Annotated in this window: 17 protein-coding genes and 2 tRNA genes; 8 read left to right on the top strand and 11 right to left on the bottom strand. The window is 38.9% G+C overall.

Annotated features, from left to right (window positions below; all coding sequences use genetic code 11):
• The first annotated feature begins 7 nt into the window (after nt 1-7).
• Nucleotides 8-1474 (top strand): glycoside hydrolase family 130 protein, encoded by a 1467-nt coding sequence (locus tag C4F40_RS03530; protein ID WP_196937988.1) that lies wholly within the window; start codon nt 8-10, stop codon nt 1472-1474.
• Here the strand turns inward: C4F40_RS03530 and C4F40_RS03525 are convergent.
• From C4F40_RS03525 to C4F40_RS03515, 3 genes are all read right to left on the bottom strand, one after another.
• Nucleotides 1471-3690, bottom strand: coding sequence for a glycosyltransferase family 4 protein (locus C4F40_RS03525; RefSeq protein ID WP_196937987.1), 2220 nt, complete (start codon nt 3688-3690; stop codon nt 1471-1473). The two genes, C4F40_RS03530 and C4F40_RS03525, sit on opposite strands and share 4 nt — an antisense overlap.
• Before the next feature lie 165 nt (nt 3691-3855).
• A complete protein-coding gene (locus tag C4F40_RS03520) occupies nt 3856-6126 on the bottom strand; it encodes a S9 family peptidase (RefSeq protein ID WP_196937986.1) in 2271 nt (756 codons plus the stop codon).
• 480 nt (nt 6127-6606) lie between these two features.
• A tRNA-Arg gene (locus C4F40_RS03515) sits at nt 6607-6680 on the bottom strand.
• 168 nt (nt 6681-6848) lie between these two features.
• On the opposite strand from C4F40_RS03515, the gene C4F40_RS03510 reads away from it, so the two are divergent.
• Nucleotides 6849-6933: transfer RNA gene (locus tag C4F40_RS03510), tRNA-Ser, on the top strand.
• Between the two features lie 100 nt (nt 6934-7033).
• Here C4F40_RS03510 and thrC read toward each other — a convergent pair.
• The 3 genes from thrC to thrA form a co-directional block, all read right to left on the bottom strand.
• Entirely contained in the window at nt 7034-8350 is a 1317-nt protein-coding gene (gene thrC / locus C4F40_RS03505) for a threonine synthase (protein ID WP_196937985.1), read from the bottom strand.
• Nucleotides 8351-8393: 43 nt separating this feature from the next.
• On the bottom strand, nt 8394-9377 hold the full coding sequence (locus C4F40_RS03500; protein WP_390881607.1) for a homoserine kinase: 984 nt from the start codon (nt 9375-9377) through the stop codon (nt 8394-8396).
• Between the two features lie 88 nt (nt 9378-9465).
• Nucleotides 9466-11913: a bifunctional aspartate kinase/homoserine dehydrogenase I gene (gene thrA / locus C4F40_RS03495; protein WP_196937984.1), complete on the bottom strand. Its 2448-nt coding sequence runs from the start codon at nt 11911-11913 to the stop codon at nt 9466-9468.
• 503 nt (nt 11914-12416) lie between these two features.
• Here thrA and C4F40_RS03490 point away from each other — a divergent pair.
• Complete coding sequence (locus C4F40_RS03490) at nt 12417-13001, top strand: C40 family peptidase (RefSeq protein WP_196937983.1); 585 nt, start codon at nt 12417-12419, stop codon at nt 12999-13001.
• A gap of 208 nt (nt 13002-13209) precedes the next feature.
• The gene (locus C4F40_RS03485) at nt 13210-13725 is read left to right on the top strand and encodes a phosphoribosyltransferase family protein (RefSeq protein ID WP_196937982.1); all 516 of its coding nucleotides are present in this window, start codon (nt 13210-13212) and stop codon (nt 13723-13725) included.
• Nucleotides 13726-13734: 9 nt separating this feature from the next.
• On the opposite strand, the gene C4F40_RS03480 is transcribed toward C4F40_RS03485, so the two are convergent.
• The 5 genes from C4F40_RS03480 to C4F40_RS03460 form a co-directional block, all read right to left on the bottom strand.
• Nucleotides 13735-15183, bottom strand: a complete 1449-nt coding sequence (locus C4F40_RS03480) for a lytic transglycosylase domain-containing protein (protein WP_196937981.1) — start codon at nt 15181-15183, stop codon at nt 13735-13737.
• A 171-nt stretch (nt 15184-15354) separates the two neighbouring features.
• On the bottom strand, nt 15355-15567 hold the full coding sequence (locus C4F40_RS03475; protein ID WP_196937980.1) for a twin-arginine translocase TatA/TatE family subunit: 213 nt from the start codon (nt 15565-15567) through the stop codon (nt 15355-15357).
• Between the two features lie 72 nt (nt 15568-15639).
• On the bottom strand, nt 15640-16905 hold the full coding sequence (locus C4F40_RS03470; protein ID WP_196937979.1) for a murein hydrolase activator EnvC family protein: 1266 nt from the start codon (nt 16903-16905) through the stop codon (nt 15640-15642).
• 96 nt (nt 16906-17001) lie between these two features.
• A complete protein-coding gene (locus tag C4F40_RS03465) occupies nt 17002-17772 on the bottom strand; it encodes a lipoprotein insertase outer membrane protein LolB1 (protein WP_196937978.1) in 771 nt (256 codons plus the stop codon).
• Nucleotides 17762-19471, bottom strand: a complete 1710-nt coding sequence (locus tag C4F40_RS03460) for a tetratricopeptide repeat protein (protein ID WP_196937977.1) — start codon at nt 19469-19471, stop codon at nt 17762-17764. Before C4F40_RS03460 ends, C4F40_RS03465 begins: the two co-directional genes overlap by 11 nt.
• Before the next feature lie 217 nt (nt 19472-19688).
• On the opposite strand from C4F40_RS03460, the gene rplM reads away from it, so the two are divergent.
• From rplM to tsf, 4 genes are all read left to right on the top strand, one after another.
• Complete coding sequence (rplM, locus tag C4F40_RS03455; protein ID WP_136901040.1) at nt 19689-20132, top strand: 50S ribosomal protein L13; 444 nt, start codon at nt 19689-19691, stop codon at nt 20130-20132.
• 11 nt (nt 20133-20143) lie between these two features.
• A complete protein-coding gene (gene rpsI, locus C4F40_RS03450) occupies nt 20144-20530 on the top strand; it encodes a 30S ribosomal protein S9 (RefSeq protein WP_140938572.1) in 387 nt (128 codons plus the stop codon).
• A gap of 18 nt (nt 20531-20548) precedes the next feature.
• The gene (gene rpsB, locus C4F40_RS03445) at nt 20549-21367 is read left to right on the top strand and encodes a 30S ribosomal protein S2 (protein ID WP_196937976.1); all 819 of its coding nucleotides are present in this window, start codon (nt 20549-20551) and stop codon (nt 21365-21367) included.
• Nucleotides 21368-21615: 248 nt separating this feature from the next.
• The gene (gene tsf / locus C4F40_RS03440; protein WP_196937975.1) at nt 21616-22452 is read left to right on the top strand and encodes a translation elongation factor Ts; all 837 of its coding nucleotides are present in this window, start codon (nt 21616-21618) and stop codon (nt 22450-22452) included.
• Nucleotides 22453-22594 lie beyond the last annotated feature (142 nt).

Below are 22594 nucleotides of genomic sequence, written 5' to 3'. Positions count from 1 at the left end.
AACACTCATGAGCCTTAATATTATAAGAAAAAATATCTTCTTCAAACCGGATCCCAAACGTGTATTAGCGCGCTATTTTAACCTGAGTGTCGAACGTTCGATAAAAGTTGTAAATCGCGTGTTAAGCATGAGCAAACAACAACAGGCGGATACACTGAATCAGGTACTACGCAATTTTTCAAAACGCCACCGGAGTGTTGTTTCTATTCTTGAAAAAAACTATAAACGTACACAATCTATTCTTCACGGTATGAATATCCAAGATACGGACATTTCATATAAGCAAAAACTACTCATCGGTGCTTATTTCACGATGGAATACTCTATCGAAGCGGCTGCCTTTTTCAATCCTTCGGTAGTGGAAGCGATCGATCAAACCCAACTGCGTGATGGCGAAAAAAGGATAATTTTAAGTTTTAGGGCTACGGGCGAAGGTCATGTTTCATCTATCGTATTTCGGTCGGCTATCATCGATAATGATTTAAATATTAAACAAGATACAGCAGGCGGTCTATTGGAAAAACCTAAGGTGATAAAAAGCCATCGCTATCAGAAGGAAGATTTTGTCAATAAGCTACTACAGATGCACTATCCGGAAGAAGATGTCTTGGAAATCATTAAAAATAAACTAACGGAGACATTTACGTATGAAGAGCTGCGTCGATATGTTACAGAGATACAGCGCGAAAATGAGCTGAGTGCAGACGGTGAAACGTTAATGCATCAGATGATGTGGCTCGCTTCATCGCACTATGAAATGACTTACTCCTTAGACACATCCATCTCAGAACGGGTTATTTTCCCGATAAGTGATACCGAAAAAAGAGGCATTGAAGATGCGCGCTTTGTAAGGTTTATTGACGAAAAAGGTAGAGTTACTTACTATGCGACATATACTGCCTACGACGGTTTCACTATATTACCAAAATTGTTGTCTACAAAAGATTTTATACATTTTAAGGTGTTGCCCATTAATGGAAAGATAGCAAATAAAGGTGCCGCGCTCTTTCCTCGAAAAATTAATGGAAGATACGCGATGCTTTGTCGCGTAGATGGCGAAAATAATTATGTCGCCTTCTCTGACAACATCAATAATTGGCAACAAGACATAACCCTGCTCACAGGCCCCGAATATCCATGGGAGTTTATACAGCTGGGTAACTGCGGATCGCCAATAGAGACAGATAAGGGTTGGCTCTTACTTACCCACAGCGTTGGGCCAATGCGGGAATATACCATTAGTGCAATACTACTTGACCTGGAAGACCCTACAAAAATTATTGGTAAACTCAAGGAACCGCTTTTATATCCCAATGCAGAGGAACGCGAAGGTTACGTACCGAATGTGGTATATTCATGTGGACAAATTGTGCATAATGGTCATCTAATCATACCGTATGCGATGTCTGACTACGCTTCAACCTATGCAACAATCGATTTAGACGAACTTCTCACTGTATTGATCGAATCTTAGGTCAATGCAATGAGTATCCGCCTTACATCCAAGTATGAAATCCAGAAACAGATCGTACTTTCCGCCCCCTGATTGCGGTTTACGCCATGGCTTTCTAATCCGTCGCAGCAACCTTTCGTTTCAGCGTCATATAAACCGAGATGAAGCTCATTTTTACCTAAAAACCATTGAAATGAACTTACCATTTTTGCGAGGTATTTTTCATCCTGTGTCATTTCGTAAACTTGGTGATAGAGTAAAACTACGGTAGATACCTCAATGGGTTGTTGACCAAATTTGCTTCTTTCGGCACCTTCCACGTACCATTTCGTATTTCCGATGATCGATAAATATCCTTTTTCGAAGATCAATTGATCCAAAAATGCAAAGCTCTGCATTCCCACCTCAATTAAAACACTGTCTTTCAGAATCTCTCCCGCCCTTAAAATACTGAGCGGCAAGAGTGCGTTATCATACGAAATGATCTTTTCAAACCATCGCCAGCTTTCACTTGAATTTTGTTTATACTCATTGACCATATAGTAAGCCATTGCGTTCAATTCTTCCAATATATCTCTATCATTCGGCTGGTGTTCGAGATAATAGGTCATACCCATGATGGCGTAACCTGTTGAGCGTACCGACTTCATGCTTCTAAAATGCGGGACAGCATCAAAAAAAAGTTCCTTTCCCATCTGATAAAAACCGTTGAAAGGAGCGGTCTTTAATAAATATCCCAAAGACCATATTGTGCGTCCAAATGAATCTTCAGTACCCTCTTCATCTAGAAATTCGTTGGAAAAGGACATAAAATTTCTAAATTTTCCATTATCCAACTGCATATAATGCACATAATTCAAATAGGTAGAAATTAGCCCTTCCAATTCTTCTGAAGGTTTCATTTCATAAGCCATGAGCGTCAATAGCATGGCACGACAATTATCATCCAGACAATATCCATAGTGATAGTTTGGTGTCGCATATCTGGCATGCTGCAGGATACCCACATGATTGGTTAGCCTTTTTAAATGTGTTAGATCGAATTCTGGAACCTGTCCTGCTATCTCTGCCCATGAATTTTCGGTATCCCTGTCCAGTAGACGTTTAGCCACTTTCTCAAAAAGGTTGATATACCTAACGCCTAATTTATGCCAGGAAAGCTCCTGTCCATACAGGTAAGCGTTGTGACGGATGGCATTTAGTTTATCCGGGTTGGAAAAAAGATCTAATAATATATCTGCTAAGTTCTTATCGTCGTTAAAGTTAAACAGCACGCCCCGCCCCTCTGCAAGCATCTCTTTCGCGTGCCAGTATGGGGTAGACAACACTGCAGCTCCGGCACCAACTGCAAAAGATAATGTACCACTCGTAATCTGAGCTTCATTGACGTAGGGTGTAATATATATGTCGCATGCAGATAAGTAAAGCGATAGATCGGCTATATCAACAAACGAATTAATAAAGCGTACATTGTTTTGGAGATTAAATTCTTCGACCAAATTTTCTAAATAATATCGATATTCCTCCCCGGTTCGTTTCAGCGTAGTGGGATGTGTTTTACCGACAATTAAGTATAAAACGTCTGGAAATTTGGCAACCAACGCCGGCAAAGCTTTTATCGCGACGTCAATTCCTTTACTTCGACCAATAAAACCAAATGTCATGATCACTTTTCGATCAGAAAGATCTAATTCATTTTTAGCATCTTGGTGTTTGACCGAAAATTGAGGAACACCATGTGGAATCAGTAGTATTTTCACTTCTGGAATTTTATAAACCCGGGTAAGTAACTCAATAGCAAATTGACTCATCACCACAAGTTTTGAAGCACGCTGTGCTATGCGGATTAAAATTGACCTCTCATCAATAGACGGGCTTTCCAATACGGTGTGCAGGTTTACGAGAAGTGGAATATGAAGATGATCGATCAGCGAAAGTATAAAATCCCCACTTTTTCCTCCAAAAATCCCATATTCATGCTCCAACACACAAATATCGTAATCACGTGTATTCATATATTTAGCGGCTTCAATGTAATCACCTTCCGTCTGTTGCGCTATCGAAAACACAACTTCCTCAGGATAATCATACTCTTCTCCTTCATCCGTCAGTGCGAAAATGTGCTGGTTAATTTTTTCATGTTTATCATTAAATGAAATAGCGGAAAAAATATCGTGGGTAAAGGTAGCTATTCCGCATTGTCTCGGATGGTAAGTACTAATGTAAGCAATTTTCATGTTTAGTTCTCTGTTATTATATTAAGTAGAAAAGAATCAAAAAAGTTTTGTCTTAATCAAATTATAGTCGTTTGCGAAACGACAAACGTCAACAATATACAATCCCCTGCATAACAAAAAAGCACTCCATAATGAAGTGCTTTTTTTGTAATCATCCGAATCTTACTAGTGAAGATACTTGCTAAAAAATCCTAACATTGATTTATAAAAATCGATACTATTTGCTTCTTTCGCAAAACCATGTCCTTCGTCATACTTCACCATATAAGGCACATCAACACCTTTATCACGCAAAGCCTCGACAATTTGGTCTGATTCGGTAATTTTTACGCGCGGATCATTTGCACCTTGAACGACAAATAATGGAGCTTTAATTTTATCCAAATGGAAAACCGGAGAAGCTTCTTTAGCAATCACCGCTTCTTCGGGATTGTCTAGATCATACCAAATTTCTTTCATCATCTCCTTATAAGGTTTCCAATATTCGGGGAAAGATTCGAAGAATGTATAAATATTAGATACACCTACGTAGTCCACGCCTGCTTTGTATAACTCCGGTGTTTTAATCAATCCCATCAACGTAGCGTAGCCTCCGTGGCTTCCTCCGTAAATCGCGATTTTCTCTTTATCTGCCCAGCCCTGTTCAATAGCATACATTACGCCGTCTTCTACATCATCCATTGCTTTACGGCCGATTTGTTTGAAACCAGCCCGTAAAAACTCTTTGCCGTACCCCCCCGAAATACGAAAATTCACTTGTAAAGTAGCATAACCACGACTTGCAAACAATTGTGTCTCCGGATTGAATCCCCAACTGTCTCTAATTCCTTGTGGGCCACCATGTGGATTTACTACGAGAGGTACTTTTTCACCTTCTAAAGCAACTTTGGGCAATGTGATATATCCATGAACAATTAGTCCATCCCGTGTTCTGAACTTTATAGGACGCATTTCGGCCATATCTTCTTCTTTTAGCTGCGGCATGAGATCATAAAGTAATTCTAGCCTACCGGAAGATGCGTTATAGCTGTAATATTTACCATATAATTTATCACTTTGCACTAATATAAGATACTGATCTTCATTATCCGTTTTACCTGTAATAGAAAACTGATGATCTGGGAACTCTTCAGAGACATTCGCATAAATCTTCTTAAATGCAGTACTTACCGGTTCTATAATTACTTTCTCCCCCTCATATCCTAAATAATCAATTTCCCAACTACGCTTGCGAGAAAGACCTAAAATAGAAGCGTCAAAATCTTCGTTGGAATATATTTCCTTTAGATTTTTTTTAGTTTTAAAATCATACAATATAATACGTGCTTTATCCGAATCCAAATTGGTCAACACATAGGCATCATCTGGGTTTTCACTTGCATAGTTGAAGGATAATACAGAAAAACTATCGTCCCATTTGGTCGTATGGAACAATTCAAAATCATCCGCACCTTGCGGTTTATAGAAATATTGTTGATTGATTCCATTCTGCATTTTGCTATATCCACGAAGATCTCCGTCTTTATCAAAATCGTAACCAGCGATCGGATTAGCTGGATCGTCATTCGTAAAAAGCTTTACCAGTTCGCCTGTATTCACGTTAACCTTATATGGTTCGAAGATTTGTTTATTATCCTTATTCATGGATATAATGATAAAATCCTTCTGTTCTTTAAGTAAACTCAAAATACTCGCTTGAACCCCGTCATATGGAGTAAGGTCTACATTATTATTGCCGTCCAGGTCCACCGTATACAAGTGATAGTTCTCATCTCCGCCTTTGTCCATTACATAGACCAAACGACTGTCATTAATCCATCCATACCCTCGTATAAGCTCCTGTTTCTCTTCGATTGCAAGGGCTACTTTACCAGTCGAAACCTCTTTAATCATCACATGTCTTTTGTTGTGATCATCTTTTTCCATATAAGATAGGTATCTCCCATTAGGTGAGAGTTGGAAACTGGAAGATTTAGGCTTAGCAAAGTAATCTTCCACTTTATATTTGTAATTACCATCTGCCAAAGAAGCCAATGCGACTAGATCCTCAGTTGAAGATACCAACGTCGTATCGCCGGGCTTCGTGATGATTACCTTTTCTAAATTCAAAGGTAGCTCCATCCCCCCTTGTATAAATTTTCCTTCGATTTTGTGATCGGCCCATGTACCTTCATACTTAATCCCTGCCTGACTTTGGAAAAGTGTCAGCAATGAATTTTCAAACTTCACCTCGGTGAGCGGAAGCCCTACAGCTCCCTGAGCCGGTACATCCATGGTACCTTCCAATTTTCCGTCTTTTTCTGTAAAATGGAAAATCAGATCCAGCGACACCCCCTCCTGTACTGCCAATGTTCCTTTCCAATCTCCTTTTACTTGGGCAAAACTATTTGTCATTCCCAAAATTACGCATACTGCAACTAAAATAGAATTCTTCATCCGTATAAATTATTTAAACTATTGGTGTCAAAAACATTGTCTTCGTTACAAACAAATTTAATCTTTTATGTTAAAATGTCTCTGATAATACCAAATGGGGTAAAATGTATCAAAAATGAGTATATCCCCAAAAACTTTTTGACGCGATTTCACCCCATAACAAGGCCTGATGAAAGTCATTTTTCACGTCTTAAAATCTGATTTATGCGCTTTGGAAAAACCTTTTTAAAAAAATCAAGTGCCAAAAAAGAAACTATTTTTTTTACACACCTGCACAAGAATCTAAATTACTTGAATCCTTTTTTGCAATGTTGTAAAAAGCTATAGAAAAAGAGGGTAAGTTGTATTAAAAAATATCTAGCAGATACCAATACGCAACTACAACGTTGCGCCAGATCTATTAAATAGCTGCAGGGTATTCCGAAATTGCCATTAAAGAAAAAAGAGGATTTACCAAACCGTAACTCCCCTTTTTTGCTGTACGCCCAACAGGATTCGAACCTGTGACCGACGGTTTAGAAAACCGTTGCTCTATCCAGCTGAGCTATGGGCGCTTTCCTTCGGTGAAGCAAAAGTAGCCATTTGCAGGTTATCTGCAAAATAAAAAAAGTATTTTTTCGCAAAAAGCTAACAATCAACAGAATTGATCTTAGGATGCTTTTAAGCGTGATGTTTTTCAAAATAAATTTTGCAAATAACGACAGAATTTCTACTTTTGTCGCGGAGAGCTGGCAGAGTGGTCGAATGCGGCGGTCTTGAAAACCGTTAACTGTCACAGGTTCGGGGGTTCGAATCCCTCGCTCTCCGCAGAAAATCCCATCAGAAATGATGGGATTTTTGCGTTAGCGAAAGCTGGGGGTGTTCAGGGATCAGTTTCAAAACYTGTTTTTGTGTTGAAATATCGTAATTAATTTGAATTCAAATTTTTCAATAAATAAGCTTTAAAGTCGGAGTAGCTCACTGCTAAGTTTGTTGCTAACTTCGTCTTTCCGGCCGAATCTTTTGCTCCTTTTGGCAATTCAATCTTTAAAAAGACTTCTTCGTTTATGGCATCTGGAAATTTACATGGATGCGCGGTCGACAAAAATACAGAAGCGTATTCACCAGGCTTTGCTGCTTTGTAAGCATTGGATGCTAAATAGGCGATAGCGGTATGCGGACAAGCGATATACTTGTATTTTGCATACAATTCATCCATCGCAGCTTTCGTCTCCTCATCATCGTAGGTATATGACGAAATTATTTCCCTGAGTTCTTCTAAATTGTTGCTGAATAGATCTTGGATACGGACCCAGTTACTTGGATTTCCAACATCCATGGCGTTTGCCAACGTCTGTATAGACGGCTTGGGTTCGTAAGTACCTGATTGAAGAAAACGAGGGACGGTATCGTTCACATTGGTACCTGCTACAAAATGCTTAACGGGAAGCCCCATTTTATAGGCCAAAAGACCAGCTCCTATATTTCCAAAGTTACCGCTTGGCACAGAAAAGACGACATCTTTTACACCTTGTGCCTTCAGCTGGGCATAGGCCCAAAAATAATAAAATGTCTGTGGAATCAAACGTGCAATGTTGATGGAATTAGCCGAAGTCAGACGCAATTCCTCCGCTAATGTGGGATCATTAAATGCCAGTTTAACCAAAGCCTGACAATCATCAAACGTTCCATCGACTTCTAACGCTCGTATGTTTTGTCCGTTGGTCGTAAGTTGTTCTTCTTGCACTTTAGACACTTTCCCTTTGGGATATAAAATAGTCACTCTTGTGCCTTCCACACCTAGAAAACCTAATGCTACCGCGCCTCCGGTATCTCCAGAAGTAGCGACCAAGACATCAAGTGTTTTTTCGTTCTTTTCCGAAAAGTAGCCCATAACACGGCTCATAAAACGAGCACCGAAGTCTTTAAATGCGTAAGAAGGCCCATGAAACAACTCCAAAACGGCAGTTTCTTCATTCAGGAACTTCACCGGGGCTTCAAAATTAATCGCCTCATCGATAATAGCTTTTAAGTCGTCTTCGGGAATATCGTCACCAATTAATGCATTCGCAACGTGAAATGCAATATCTTGCAAAGAATACTGTTGGATATCCTTTATAAATAGCGGATCTAATTGCGGTATGAGTTCGGGCATGTAAAGTCCTTTATCAGCTGGCAATGAATTGAAAACGGCTTCTCGGAAAGGGACTCTCAAATTCTTATTGTTGGTACTATATAGTTTCATTTTTATTTTTATTATTGTTGTTGGATAAAAAATCCTCTGGTCCTTATTTCAAAACTTTTGGTCCTTCTACGTTGACGGAAGATACGTACCTAAAACTCGCAATATCATTTGAGGTTAAATGTTGTTGAATTTTTTCGGTAATTTGTTCTGCTACTTCTTCTCCCTTCGTTATTGCAACGACCGATGGTCCAGAGCCTGAAATACCAAAGCTTAGCGCACCGCCGTCCAAGGCAATACGTTTCATTTCGTAAAACTCTGGGATTAAAATGGCACGAGTAGGTTCAATAAGTACATCGTGCATACTTCGACTTATTAATGCATAATCAGATTGATACAAACCAGAGATTAGTCCAGCAATATTGCCCCACTGAATTACAGCATCTTTCAAAAGAACTTTCTCTTTTATGAGCTGTCGCGCATCCCGAGTTGGAACGTCTACCTGGGGAAATACAATTCCCGCATATAGATCTTTTGGAACAGGGAGGCTAATAACGTCAAGCGGCTGATAGCCCCGAATTAACGTAATTCCACCCATTAATGCTGGAGCTACGTTATCGGCGTGCCCATGCCCACAGGCCAAGCGTTCTCCTTCTACACAATAAGGCATCAGCTCATCTTTCGTAAGTGGATTACCCAATAGTTCATTGACGGCGAACAATCCGGCGACCGTACTTGCCGAACTTGATCCTAAACCACTTCCGATTGGCATATGTTTGATCAAATCGATTTCAATACCAATTTCGTTATCGATTCCTAAATCAACCAGCAGCATCTTCACGCAGGCACTTACTGTATTTTTATCTGCGTCAAGTGGCAGCCTTCCGTCGTCTCCAGCGATTGAACGAATACGCACTCCGGGTTCGTCTACGCGATACATTTTGACTTCATCCCCAGGTTTATCTACTGCAAACCCCAAGATATCAAAACCACAAATCATATTTGCTACTGTAGCGGGAGCGAAGACCCGAACATTGTCAAGGATTTTGGCAAAATCTATTTTTTTATCTGTTTTATTTTCGTGCATCATTTTTAGCATTATATAGACTCCTATATTCCATAATTACTTATTGTTTCGGACAAAATATTTTTTGCCACACGAACTACTCCGCACTAGATTAAGCGCCAACATTTACGAGGTCAGCGAAAACTCCTCCTGCTGTAACTTCCGCACCTGCACCTGGACCTTTTACCACCAACGGCCTTTCCTTATAGCGCTCCGTTGTAAAAGAGATGATGTTGTCGCTGCCGGAAAGCGCGTAGAACGGATGCGTATCCCCTACCATCTGCATCGAAATACTCACCTTCCCATTTTCTAGTTTCCCGATATAGCGTATAACTTTATTCTCTTGTAATGCTTTATTTTTCAAATCGTTAAAATACTGCTCTGCCTTTAACAACTCGGCATAGAAGTCATCTACGGATGTCGCATTTAAACAGGCTTCGGGTAAAATATTACCCAAATCGACATCGCTTGGCTCGATTACATTTCCAGCATCCCTTGCGAGAATTAACATCTTACGCATAAAATCGACTCCTCCCAAATCATCACGCGGGTCCGGCTCGGTGTATCCTAATTCCTGCGCTTTTTTGACCACGTCATAGAACGAAGCATCACCAGTGAAATTATTAAAAATATATGATATCGTACCCGAAAGAATAGCCTCAATTTTTAACAGTCTATCACCACTTAACATCAAGTCTTTTAGGACGCGTACAATTGGCAACCCTGCTCCGACATTTGTTTCATAAAAAAAATCAACACCATGTCTTCGAGCTGTATCATGCAATAACTTGTATTGTGCATAATCGCCAGAATTAGCAATCTTATTACAAGTTACAATGGATATATTAGCTTTGAAAATCTCTTCATAATATGTCGCAGGCAGTTTGCTTGCTGTATTATCGATGAAAACACAATTTGGCAAATCCATTTCTTTCATCCGTTCAATAAAAGCAGAAAGATCTGCGATCTCGCCGTCCGATTCCAATGTATCTTTCCATGTTGCAAGGTCAATTCCCTCCACGTCAAATAACATCTTTCGCGAGTTCGACATGCCCGCTACTTTTATCTCAACATCATTATTCTCTAGTAGGAAATCATGCTGCTCATGCAGCTGCTTAAATAAAGTCGCGCCAATATTACCTGTGCCCAGGTTAAAAACATAAAGTGTTTTATTTAATGCGGCAAAGAAGGCATCATGTACAGCGTTCAACGCTTTGGCTAGATTATCCTTCTTGATAATAACGGAAATATTGAATTCAGAAGAACCTTGCGCTATCGCGCGCACGTTGATTCCATTACGTCCTAAAGCATAAAACAGCCTCCCTGACATTCCGGGCGTACGCTTCATATTCTCGCCTACAACGGCAAGAACGGAAAGGTTTTCCTCAATTTCAGGTAAATCCAACTTATTCGCTTCAAGTTCCAGTTCAAATTCATTTTTTATTAATGCTACAGCCTTCTGCGCGTCGTCGGGATGTACTGCAAACGTAATACTGTGCTCGGATGATGATTGGGTAATTAAAACGACATTAATCTGCTCTCGGGCTAACAAAGTAAACAATCTTCCGCTAAAACCTGATTTCCCAATCATACCACTTCCCGATAGATTAATCACTGAAATATCGGAGATGGACGAAATACCTTTTATAGGATAATCCGATTTTCCTGAATCGAATTGTATTACAGTGCCAACAAATTCAGGTTCAAACGTATTCCGGATTACAATCGGAATTTTCTTTAAAAATGCCGGAATCATTGTAGGCGGATAGATGACTTTAGCGCCAAAATAAGAAAGTTCCATCGCTTCGGTATACGACAAAATAGGAAGAGAGAATGCCTTTTTAACAATTCTTGGATCAGCAGTCAACATTCCGTTCACATCTGTCCAAATTTCTATTGCATCTGCGTTTAAGATCGAACCAAATATAGCTGCTGTATAATCAGATCCTCCGCGTCCCAAAGTAGTTACCCTGCCATTTTCATTCGAACCAATAAAACCTGTTACAAACAATAGTTTATCAGCATGCGTATGTGCCAAGGCTTGAACCAGTTGGTTTGTCAATTCTTCATTAACATGTGCATGTCCAAAATTCGAATCGGTTTTAATGTAATGAGAAGCATCTATAAAGGTTGACTCAGCGATATATTGTTCCATTATTTTGGAAACCATATAATTCGAAAAACGCTCTCCAAAGGAAACTATCAAATCCTTACTTTGATGACTTAGCTCTTTAAGCGCCGCAACACCTTGTAGAATTTCCTCTAACTCATTAATCAGTAATTTTAACTTCGTGAAAACAGGATTTTGAAATTTTACCGCGATTAGCTTCTTAACAACATCAAAGTGACGGTCTTCTAATAATTTTAAATCTGATTCAAACTCCTTTCTTTCTGCAGCACGCTCGGCCATAGCTGTTAGTAAATTAGTAACGCCAGACATAGCGGACAAGACAACTAACGGTTTCTCGCCAGCATCATATGAGCTCTTGACGATATCCAAAACTGCCTTTATGCTCTCTACCGAACCGACTGATGTTCCTCCAAATTTTAAGACTTTCATTATTCAATATATTACGTTTAGTTTGTTTTATTATAAAATCGATAAATCAAAAAAGACCTTCCCGAATGGAGGAAGGTCTTTCAATATTTACTGTACACTTTTTAAGACAACAGACTACCCCCTCCGAAAATTATAGCCGGTGGTAATAATAATTGTTGAAATAATTGTGTTAAATCGCATACGTATTTATAAAATTTTCATAAAGATACGACTTTCCTTTTCATACAGACAAATATTTTTTAAAAAAAATACAACTTTGTCAATTTTATACTTTGAGAAGACTATAACTATTCGTGTCCACACAAAATTAAAGCAAAATAAGAATTAGGAACGATTAAGCTTTCTACTGTTAATCAACACATTAAAATGTTAAAAATGTTAAAAGTATGTTAAAAATAGATCAAACGAGTTGTGTAGTATAAAGAGATGTAGTATCTTCGCTACAGTTGATGTACAAAATACAATACACCAACGCATTGAGTTGTAAAAATTATAGCGATTAAATGAAAACAAAGAAACTAGTAGCAGGAATGCTCTTCATAGGCTTATGTCTAGTGTCGCAAGCACAAACAACAAACAAAAATAAAACTACATCTGATCCGGATAACTTAGCTAAAGAATACTTCTCTCAAATCATGGGAGTTGCAGTTTCGGCAACTACTAATACCAAACTTTATCAATTTGTCTACGAATGGGTTGGCACTCCGTACCGATTAGGAGGTGATTCAAAAAGAGGTATTGATTGTTCAAAATTTTCGCTCGCCCTTTATGAGAATGTATTCAATACGACGATTGGCTACAATAGCCGCAATCAATATGCAAATGTAACACCTATACGCAAAAATGATTTGCAAGCAGGTGATCTAGTTTTCTTCAAAATTAGAAGCAGAAGCATTACACATGTCGGTGTTTATTTGGGCGACGATAAATTTGCGCATGCTTCCTCTAGCAAAGGTGTAATGGTAAGTAATTTAAATGAACCTTATTGGAGCCGATATTATTATAACGGCGGTAGACCTAAGAAAGACGAGGAAGACCGCATAATGACTGCTGATATTACTACAAATAAAGATAACAATCTAAATTAATCTTGTAAGTTAGACTCAAAAAAGTCTGAATGCCGCATAGCATTCAGACTTTTTTCATTTAGCTAAAACGAGATCAAGTATAAAGTGAGGGAAAAATAATAAAAACGGACCTTTTAGCATCAACAGTCCCTCAAAAAAATCATTGCATTATCCTTACGTTTGTCAATACAAAGCATTTTATCTAAATTTACATGGATAAGAAACGGATATGTCTACTAAAAAAACACTCATACTAAATAAGGAACAGATTAAGCAAAAATCAAGACGCATTGCTTATCAGATTCTGGAAGACAATTTTGAAGAAAAAACTATTATTTTAGTAGGAATCGCCGACCGCGGCTATATCTTTGCGCAAAGGCTTCAAGCCATCCTATTAGAGATTGCTCCCGAAAAAGAGATTCAACTTATTAAAGTCACAATTGAAAAAAGTAAACGCAACTTAGAAGCGAATACAGACATTCCGGTAAATATCGCTAAAAACAGCGTAGTGATTATTGTAGATGATGTATTAAATAGTGGCCGGACATTAGCTTACGCACTCGGTGTATTCATTAATGTACCCTTAAAAAAAATGCGTACAGCGGTTTTAATTGACAGAAGCCATCATATATTCCCGATATTCAGTGATTATTACGGCACTAAGCTATCCACCATATTAAAAGAACATGTGGAAGTCGTATTGGAAGAATTTGATAAGGAAGAAGATGCAGCCTGGCTTTCCTAGCCGCATTTTTTATCCCTTTTTTATTTTTAATTTCATACCAGGCTTAATAAGCGAACTTTTTAAGTTATTGTCAGCTTTTAGCTTAGAGACTGTAGCCCCTTTATGTCGATTGGCTATTCGATCTAATGAATCCCCCCTTTTTACCGTATAGACAATCGTAGACGCCGTGGCTTTAGTAGAAGAAGTTGCGGATTTTACATTTTTAGCCAATCTAGCATCAACCGGTTTTTGGACAATCAATGTCCTTCCTGCAACAGAACTCTTTGTAGACAATCCGTTCCATGCCCGTAAATTCTGGATTGAAACATTAAATTTTTTCGCAACACCAGCTAGCGATTCGCCACGCTTTACTTTATATCTTTTTTCATCTGTATCTGTTTTTGCCAGGCTGGAGTTGTCGAGATCATTGATAATGTGCGATGGTAAGGAGGATGGCGCATTTAATGCGAGATATAGCAAGCTGTCGTTGGTATTTTCGGTAACTGGGAGAAGAAGTCTTTTGGGCTTTTCAGGTGTTCCATTTACAATCCCTTTTTTATAAGAAGGATTAAATTTCTTCACGCGCTCTAATGGTATATTTACGGCTGATGCTACATGATTCAAGTCGACCTCTTTATCGACCATTAACACTTTACTTTCCAGATCCAAATCGGTCTCTGCTGGCACCAAACCGTAATAATCGGCATTACTGAGTACATATGTCATGGCTATATACTTAGGTATATACTTTTGGGTTTCCTGCGGAAGGTAAGGCGACAGCTCCCAAAAACTTGGCGCAGCTATACCGGAGCGCTGAATCGCACGCGTTACGCATCCTCTCCCACAATTGTAGGAAGCCAACGCTAACAACCAATCTCCAAATTGATCGTGAGCTTCTTTAAGGTATTGTGTCACCGCATAACTAGATATATACAAATCTTTGCGTTCATCCACATAATTATCCATATCGAGGTTGTAAGACTTGGCCGTGGCATACATAAATTGCCAGGGGCCGACTGCACCAGATCGGGATACTAAATGTGGATCCAACGAAGATTCGACAACCGACAGATATTTTATTTCTTCGGGCAATCCCATTTCATCAAATACCTGTTCGTAAATCGGGAAAAAGTGATTACTCAGTCCCAATAATTTATTCATATAAGGACGGTAGTTGTTCGATGTATATTTATCAATAAAGGATTTCACCTGCGAATTATAATCCAAAGGAATAATCTTGGCACTTCCATTTAGACGTTTGAGAATCCCTGCATCCTCTGATCCATTCCCTGTATCAGGATCTATAAATTCCCGTATAGAATCTAATTTAGAAAAAATTTGTTGCTGACGGATGTCAATAAATTCAATCATGGAATTCTGGATTCCAGCTTTATGTTCCTCAAGTGAGATCTCTTGAGCTACAACCTGCAAACAGGAAATTCCCAAGCCTAAGGAAAATAGCACTCTGCATTTTATCATACTTTTGGTATTAAGTAAAAACCTCCATGATGCGTAGTAATACCCGCAGCAATGAAAGTCGATTGAAGATTTTTTCTGACCGCTGAATACACCACAAGTTCAGAAAAAATAAAAGAGTTTCATTAAGGCCGTAGCTTAATGAAACTCTCAAACGATCAATGCTATAAAAGTTTATTGATTGTTAGTCTTTTCATTGGGATCTCGCATATCTGCTTTAGTGGTATCATCGTCTTTTTGACCGTCCTTGAATTCTTTCACGCCACGGCCCAAGCCACGCATCAATTCTGGTATTTTTTTACCCCCAAATAATAGAAGTACGATGACAAGAATAATAACAATCTCTTGCGCGCCCAATCCAAATAATAATAATCCTGATGTGTACATATCTTAATTTTCTACCTTACGTAACGTGAGTACTTTCACAAATATAGCTACTAATTTCTATAAATTATAATTTTAGCGAGCAAGCCATGATGAAGGATCGAATTCCTGTTGTCCTCGTGATAAACCGAAATTCACTAACGAATAACCTAAATCAGCATCAGAATCAGCCGTACCTATTTGTTGACCACGACTTACTTTTTGACCTCTTTTTACTGAAACTGAAGCTAGATTAGAGTAAAAACTAAAATACTCTCCGTGCTTAATTACGACTACTCCTGAGAACGCCTGAACGATCTCCCCGTCAAAAACTGTCTTCACCGCAGCATTTGTAGACGTGCGGATCGCAATATCGGGTTCAAAAATAGGTACTCCTTCTACCGTACGCTTCCCATATGCTCTAACGATATTACCTTGAGACACTGGCCAAGGAAGGCGACCTCTATTGGATTGAAAATCAGCAGACAATTTCGCCGCCTCTGGTGTAGATCTCAATATTTCACTATCCGATTTTTTAGGGGTAGTTTTCTCGACTTCGGCTACTGTTTTTCCGGTTCGCTTCGCTTCCTCCTCAGCTGCTTTTTTACGTGCAGCCTCTGCTTTTCGTCGCTCTTCAGCTATTTCACGTGCGATGGCAGATTTGATTGCCGCATCAATACGTTTCTTTTCTTGCTGTTTTTTAGATAATTCGCCCTTGTAAGAACGTTCCTCTTTTGCCAATTGATTTAACTCACCAGCATGAGTCGAGCGGTCTTTCGCAATCTTGTCGCGTTCTACCCGTTGCTCAGCAAGAAGTGCATTTTGCGTTTTCCTATCTTGCTCCAATTGCGCAATTTTTAATTCTATTTGTTTCGTAGTTTCTTCAATTTCTGCAGCTTTGATTTTTCGTGCATCGTTAAACTGCTGTAGGTACTTCACACGTTTGAAGCCCTGATTAAAATCTTTAGACGCAAAAATGAACATCATTTTATTGTAGGCGTTCTTGTTACGAAAAGCAAACATGATCATCTTTTCATAATCCTGTCTCATTTTCTCAAGTTCGGCTTTTAATGCGTTTACCGCTTTAGTGTTGGATGAGATTTGGTTGTTGATAAGACGTAACTCGCTATTGATCGTGCTAATCTTATCTTCCCGAAGATTCAACTGCTTACTCAGCGCATTGACTTGACGTTGCGAAAGGATTTTTTCTTGCGTCTTTTCGCGCAAAATCTGATTCAATTGCGCGATCTCGGCATCAATTTTTTCTCGTTGCTTTTTCAATTCTGCAGAACTTTGGCCAAAGGCTAGGTTTCCGCAAATAAATATAGTGACTATACTAAACAGTATTTTTTTCAAATCCATGAAGGGCAATTTCTTTATTCGAGTTCTTCAAACTTCCAAAAATAATCATATCTACCTTTCCTGCCTAATAAAACTACCGATTTAACAGCTTTTCTATTAATTTATCACTTTATATCGAACAGGGGCGGTAAAAGGAACCTCAATAGATTGATTAAATTCTACTTTATTATATTCTAATAACGCTTCTACCTTTATAGTCTGCGCATTTAATTTCAGTTGCTGGGTTTGTGGAAATTCATATCCATCCGTTGACACAAATCGTGCATAGACTGCTTCCAAATTTCCATCAGTTCCGATTGTATTCAACCGAAAGACTTTGGGTCTATCATTTTGGTTTAGGCTGTAATGGAAAGCAAGATTGTCCTTGACTCCTATAAGTTGCACTTCGTCTTCACTACTCGCGACAGTTAAGTTCTCCGTCTTTAATAAAGGGACGGAGACATTGGCCAACAGCAAATCTTGAAGTGTTGCGAATGTTACGCCTTCTGAAGTATACCTATATATATAGCTAAAAGGCTTGACGACATATTCCCCTTGTAATTTATTCAATATCTTTACACTATCTGGAGTAATTAGTACACGAGCAACCTCAATACCCAATAATGCCGTTACAGAAATCCAAATCGCTTTATCGCGCTGAATACGAAGATTTAAGGTAACATCCTGATTGGATTCTCCGAACGCCACTTTAGTTTTCGCTTTTCCGGAAAACGTATGGAAGTCTAAATTATTCAGCGTATAACTACTAGTTGGGATTACTTTCGTATCCGATCCGTTTTCAACTTTAGATTTAGCGACCTTTTTCTTCGTACCACAAGCGGACAACAGCGTAAGACACAAAAATCCCATTATCCATTTATTCCACATATCTCTTCTCTCTAATTTTTATTTTCACTTTGTCGCTGTTCAATCCCGTATCACCGGCCAACTCTAGTGCCTTTTCCCACTGTTTGACGGCTTCTTTGATGTTACCAACCTTACTTAATATATCACCATAATGTTCATAAAGAACAGCTGAAGGATTTTGAGACTTTATCGCCTTTTCAATCCAACGTAAAGCATCGCTGTAATTCTCCTGTTGGAACAATACCCATGCATATGTATCCTGAAAAGTCGAAGAATTGGGTTCTATCTCATTTGATAGCGCCGAATATTTAGCCGCCTTGTCCAAATCTTTCTTTCTTAACGACAAATAATAAGCAAAATTATTCATCGCCGAGACATTTGTACTATCCAACCGAATAGCTTCTTCATAGGCAACATCAGACTCCGCTTCCATTTTCAGTTGGTGGTACAGATCTCCCAATGAAGCGTATATAATAGATTGTAGGTAAGTATTATCGTTCAGGCTATTGTCCAAAGCAAGTTCTAACATCTTACGTGAACTATCAAAATCTTCTTTTACCATGTAAGATAGCCCAGTGAAATACATTAGCATCGCATTCCCTGGATTAACATTTAGGGCTTCCATACCGTGCTGCACTGCAACGTCCGCTTCATTCAATCCCAAATCCGTATTAATGAGCATACGCCAAGCATCAAGATGTTTGGGATTAATACCTACTGCAGTCAAGAACAAAGACCGCGCTTCTTGGGTATTCCCTCTTCGCCACAATATTTCTCCTTTTAACACATGACTATCGGCTATGCGAGGGTGCCGCAATACCAGCTCATTTGCCAAAAGCTGTATTTGATCTAACGAAAATTCGGGATTCTTTGGTGATATCAACGTCAATAATACCCGATGCTTATCCAAAAACTCTACTCTATCCGATTTGAATGCAAGCATTAGGGCATCGAAGGCCAACTTATCTTTTTTCGAAGCTTTCTGTGCATCCGCCAAGTCCAAATATAAGATGGGATCATTAGACTCCTCGATTCCTTTCTGAATAATAGTAATCGCTTGCTTCGGATTTTTCTCTTGCAGATAGATAAAACCTAGTGTGCTATAGACTTGCCTTATTTTGGATTTGCCCTTCCATGGATTTAAAAGCTGCTTAGCTTCTTCGTTTCTTTTTAAATCCACTAATATTTCAGCTTTTATCACATCCAATGTATCGGAAGACGGTGCATTCGCAGTGAGTTCGTCGTATACGATCAAGGCGTCCTGTGATTGTCCTGCGTTGTGCAGGGTCATGATAAGTTCTCTAGAAATAGTTGAATCGTCTGGATTTTCGGTACGAAGACCTCTCAGTAATTCGATTGCCGCCGGTATATCGTCATTCGTCTTATACAGCTCTAATAAAAAATTAGCATACACTAAAGTAGGCTCCTTCTCATAGGCCAGTTTTGCATTATCAATAGCTAAATCAAAATTCTGCGTTTGACCAAACAATAGTGCTTTAGCATAATAGACTTCCGCTGCATCAGGATATTGTGAGGTGATTTGATCTAGATCCTGAATAGCACCGCCAAAATCCCCGACTTTTAATTTATTTTCAACTTCATTCAGTTGATTTCTATACGGCTTCGCTTGTTCTTGGCCTACTGTAATCGATAAAAACGCCCCGCAGCACAGACACATTAACAGGAGGCGTAACGTATAACTTTTGGTTATTTTGCTCATTAAATCTTAAATATTCATTTTTACTAAGGTACATATTGCCTTCAAATAATTGATAGCTCTACGCCACAAAAGTTTAAAATAAAAAATCCTAAATAATGTTAAAAACAAAAAAGCAAAGTACACTTGATTATTTTCAAATAAAAATTGTACCTTTGCAATCCAATTGTAGTGATTACAAACGGATAAAAAACATTATTAATTAATTAAATAAAAGCAAGTGAATACGTTAAGTTACAAAACTGTCTCTGCCAACAAGAACACCGTTAACAAGGAGTGGATCGTTGTTGACGCTGAGGGCGAGATCTTGGGGCGCTTGGCCAGCGAAATTGCGAAAGTAATTCGTGGCAAACACAAGCCTACATTTACCCCACACGTAGACTGCGGTGATAACGTGATCGTTATTAATGCAGACAAAATTAAGTTGACAGGAAACAAATTAGGCGACAAAGTATATGTTCGCTACACAGGCTACCCAGGTGGTCAGCGTTTTGTTTCTCCAAAAGAATTATTGGCTAAACACCCTGAGCGTATCATCGAGAAAGCGGTACGTGGGATGCTTCCTAAAAATCGTTTAGGACGTCAGTTATTTAGAAACCTTTTTGTTTATGCGGGTTCAGAGCACAAGCATGAGGCACAAAATCCAAAACCAGTTAAATTTTAAGGAGATCAACCATGTCAACAACTAATACTTCAGGAAGAAGAAAAACCGCTGTTGCCCGTATCTACTTAGGTGCTGGTAGCGGAAACATTACCGTAAACGGTAAAGACTACAAAGAATATTTTCCAACATTGCCTTTGCAATACATCGTTACACAATCATTAGCTGTATCGGAGTCACTAGCAAGTTTTGATGTGAAAGTTAACGTTCATGGTGGTGGCGTTAAAGGCCAAGCAGAAGCGGTACGTTTAGCAATTGCTAAAGCGTTAGTAGAACTTGACCCAGAAGCAAAACCAGCGTTACGTGCGAAAGGTTTAATGACGCGTGATAGCCGTATGGTTGAACGTAAGAAACCAGGACGTCGTAAGGCACGTAGAAGATTCCAATTCAGTAAACGTTAATCAAAGGAGGATCAAAAAATGGCAAGAACAACTTATCAAGATTTATTGGATGCAGGTGTGCACTTTGGTCACCTTACACGTAAATGGGATCCGAAAATGGCTAAGTACATTTTCATGGAGCGCAACGGTATCCACATTATTGACTTGAACAAAACTCTTACGAAATTAGAAGAAGCTTCTTCAGCTATCAAGCAAATCGTAAAATCAGGTCGTAAAGTTTTATTCGTAGCTACGAAAAAACAAGCTAAAGAAATCATCACTCAACAAGCTAGAACGGTAAACATGCCGTATGTGACTGAGCGTTGGTTAGGTGGTATGCTTACAAACTTCGCAACAGTGCGTAAGTCCATCAAAAAAATGTCTAACATCGACAAAATGCAAAAAGATGGTACATATGATGTATTATCTAAAAAAGAAAAATTGATGATTCAACGCGAGCGTATTAAGTTAGAAACACTTTTGGGTGGTATTGCTGACTTAAACCGTTTGCCAGCAGCTTTATTCATCATCGATGTAAAAAAAGAACACATCGCTGTGGCTGAAGCTATTAAATTGAACATCCCTACATTTGCGATGGTAGACACCAACTCTGACCCGACTAATATTGATTTCCCTATCCCTGCTAATGATGATGCTACAAAATCTATCAGCTTAATCGCAGGAATCATTGGCCAAGCGATTCAAGAAGGGTTAGACGAACGCAAGCGTGATAAAGAAGAAGATGCGGAAAAAGAAGCAGCAGCAGCGAAAGCAGCTGTAGACAACGGTGGTGAAACTATTGAAACTACTGAAGCTAGCGCTGGAAAACGCACTCGTAAAGCAAAAGACGTAGAATAATATTCTATATTAAGCCGGAATGACAAGTGTTGGTTTCTGGAAGAATTGCTTCCTTAACCTATCGTGTTTTTCCGGTTTTTTTTTGAGAGTGTCTGCACGCAATAGCCACCAAGAACCGTCATGAGTTTTATAGCTGTTGGTGTTGGCACTATCATGAAGGTTTTTTATTAAAAATTAACAAAGGCTTTATATACGAGACGGTCATTGTTAATGTATCAATTGTAATTTTATAAAAAAAGGAAAATATCATGTCAGTACAAATTTCTGCATCAGATGTAAACAAATTGCGTCAACAAACAGGCGCAGGTATGATGGATTGTAAAAAAGCATTAGTAGAAGCGAATGGTGATTTCGAAGCTGCTGTTGACTACTTGCGTAAAAAAGGAGCTAAAGTAGCTGCAAGCCGTCAGGATCGTGATTCTAATGAGGGTGTAATTATCGCTAAAGCTGCAGCCGATGGCAAATCAGGTATCGTCGTAGAAGTAAACTGTGAAACTGATTTCGTGGCAAAAAATGCGGACTTCATTGCTTTTGCTGAATCGGTAGCTGACGTTGCTTTAGCAAATAAGCCTACCTCTTTGGACGATTTAAAAGCATTAGAAATTGATGGCGCTAAAATAGCAGACCTTTTGATCGATCAAACCGGCAAAATCGGCGAGAAAATCGAAGTTTCGAAATACGAAACTGTATCTGCAGAGAAAGTTATTGCTTATATCCATGCGAATTACCGTTTAGGTGTATTGGTAGGTCTTTCAGCTGCTGCTGACGGCGCTGAAGATGCTGGTAAAGACGTGGCCATGCAAATCGCAGCGATGAATCCTATCGCTATCGATAAAGATGGTGTAGACCAACACACGATCGACCGCGAAATTGCAATCGCTAAAGAACAAATCATTGCTGAAGGCAAACCTGCTGAAATGGCTGAAAAAATTGCAGCTGGTAAATTGAACAAATTCTACAAAGAAACAACATTGTTGAATCAAGAGTTTGTAAAAGATAGCTCTAAAAACATTTCTCAATTCCTAGATTCAGTATCTAAGGGATTAACAGTTACTGCTTTCAAACGCGTACAATTAGGAGCGTAATTAAGTATTGAGTACAAGGTATTAAGTACTGGGTTATCTTGAATAAAACAGCCTGTTTAGTTAATGAACAGGCTGTTTTCATTTGTATATTTTTTCCATATTCTCTCTCCTATTTTTTTGTATTCTATTGCACGGTTTACCG

It is taken from the genome of Sphingobacterium pedocola (genome assembly GCF_015209965.1).
GTDB lineage: Bacteria > Bacteroidota > Bacteroidia > Sphingobacteriales > Sphingobacteriaceae > Sphingobacterium > Sphingobacterium pedocola.
The sequence above is the reverse complement of the archived record's forward strand: the minus strand, read 5'-3'. Positions and strand labels throughout refer to the sequence as shown.

Bases quoted from the DNA above. Each gene is read 5' to 3' on its own strand.
- C4F40_RS03530 (WP_196937988.1), top strand. From the start codon at position 8: ATGAGCCTTAATATTATAAGAAAAAATATCTTCTTCAAACCGGATCCC.
- C4F40_RS03525 (WP_196937987.1), bottom strand. From the start codon at position 3,690: ATGAAAATTGCTTACATTAGTACTTACCATCCGAGACAATGCGGAATA.
- C4F40_RS03520 (WP_196937986.1), bottom strand. From the start codon at position 6,126: ATGAAGAATTCTATTTTAGTTGCAGTATGCGTAATTTTGGGAATGACA.
- thrC (WP_196937985.1), bottom strand. From the start codon at position 8,350: ATGAAACTATATAGTACCAACAATAAGAATTTGAGAGTCCCTTTCCGA.
- C4F40_RS03500 (WP_390881607.1), bottom strand. From the start codon at position 9,377: ATGATGCACGAAAATAAAACAGATAAAAAAATAGATTTTGCCAAAATC.
- thrA (WP_196937984.1), bottom strand. From the start codon at position 11,913: ATGAAAGTCTTAAAATTTGGAGGAACATCAGTCGGTTCGGTAGAGAGC.
- C4F40_RS03490 (WP_196937983.1), top strand. From the start codon at position 12,417: ATGAAAACAAAGAAACTAGTAGCAGGAATGCTCTTCATAGGCTTATGT.
- C4F40_RS03485 (WP_196937982.1), top strand. From the start codon at position 13,210: ATGTCTACTAAAAAAACACTCATACTAAATAAGGAACAGATTAAGCAA.
- C4F40_RS03480 (WP_196937981.1), bottom strand. From the start codon at position 15,183: ATGATAAAATGCAGAGTGCTATTTTCCTTAGGCTTGGGAATTTCCTGT.
- C4F40_RS03475 (WP_196937980.1), bottom strand. From the start codon at position 15,567: ATGTACACATCAGGATTATTATTATTTGGATTGGGCGCGCAAGAGATT.
- C4F40_RS03470 (WP_196937979.1), bottom strand. From the start codon at position 16,905: ATGGATTTGAAAAAAATACTGTTTAGTATAGTCACTATATTTATTTGC.
- C4F40_RS03465 (WP_196937978.1), bottom strand. From the start codon at position 17,772: ATGTGGAATAAATGGATAATGGGATTTTTGTGTCTTACGCTGTTGTCC.
- C4F40_RS03460 (WP_196937977.1), bottom strand. From the start codon at position 19,471: ATGAGCAAAATAACCAAAAGTTATACGTTACGCCTCCTGTTAATGTGT.
- rpsI (WP_140938572.1), top strand. From the start codon at position 20,144: ATGTCAACAACTAATACTTCAGGAAGAAGAAAAACCGCTGTTGCCCGT.
- rpsB (WP_196937976.1), top strand. From the start codon at position 20,549: ATGGCAAGAACAACTTATCAAGATTTATTGGATGCAGGTGTGCACTTT.
- tsf (WP_196937975.1), top strand. From the start codon at position 21,616: ATGTCAGTACAAATTTCTGCATCAGATGTAAACAAATTGCGTCAACAA.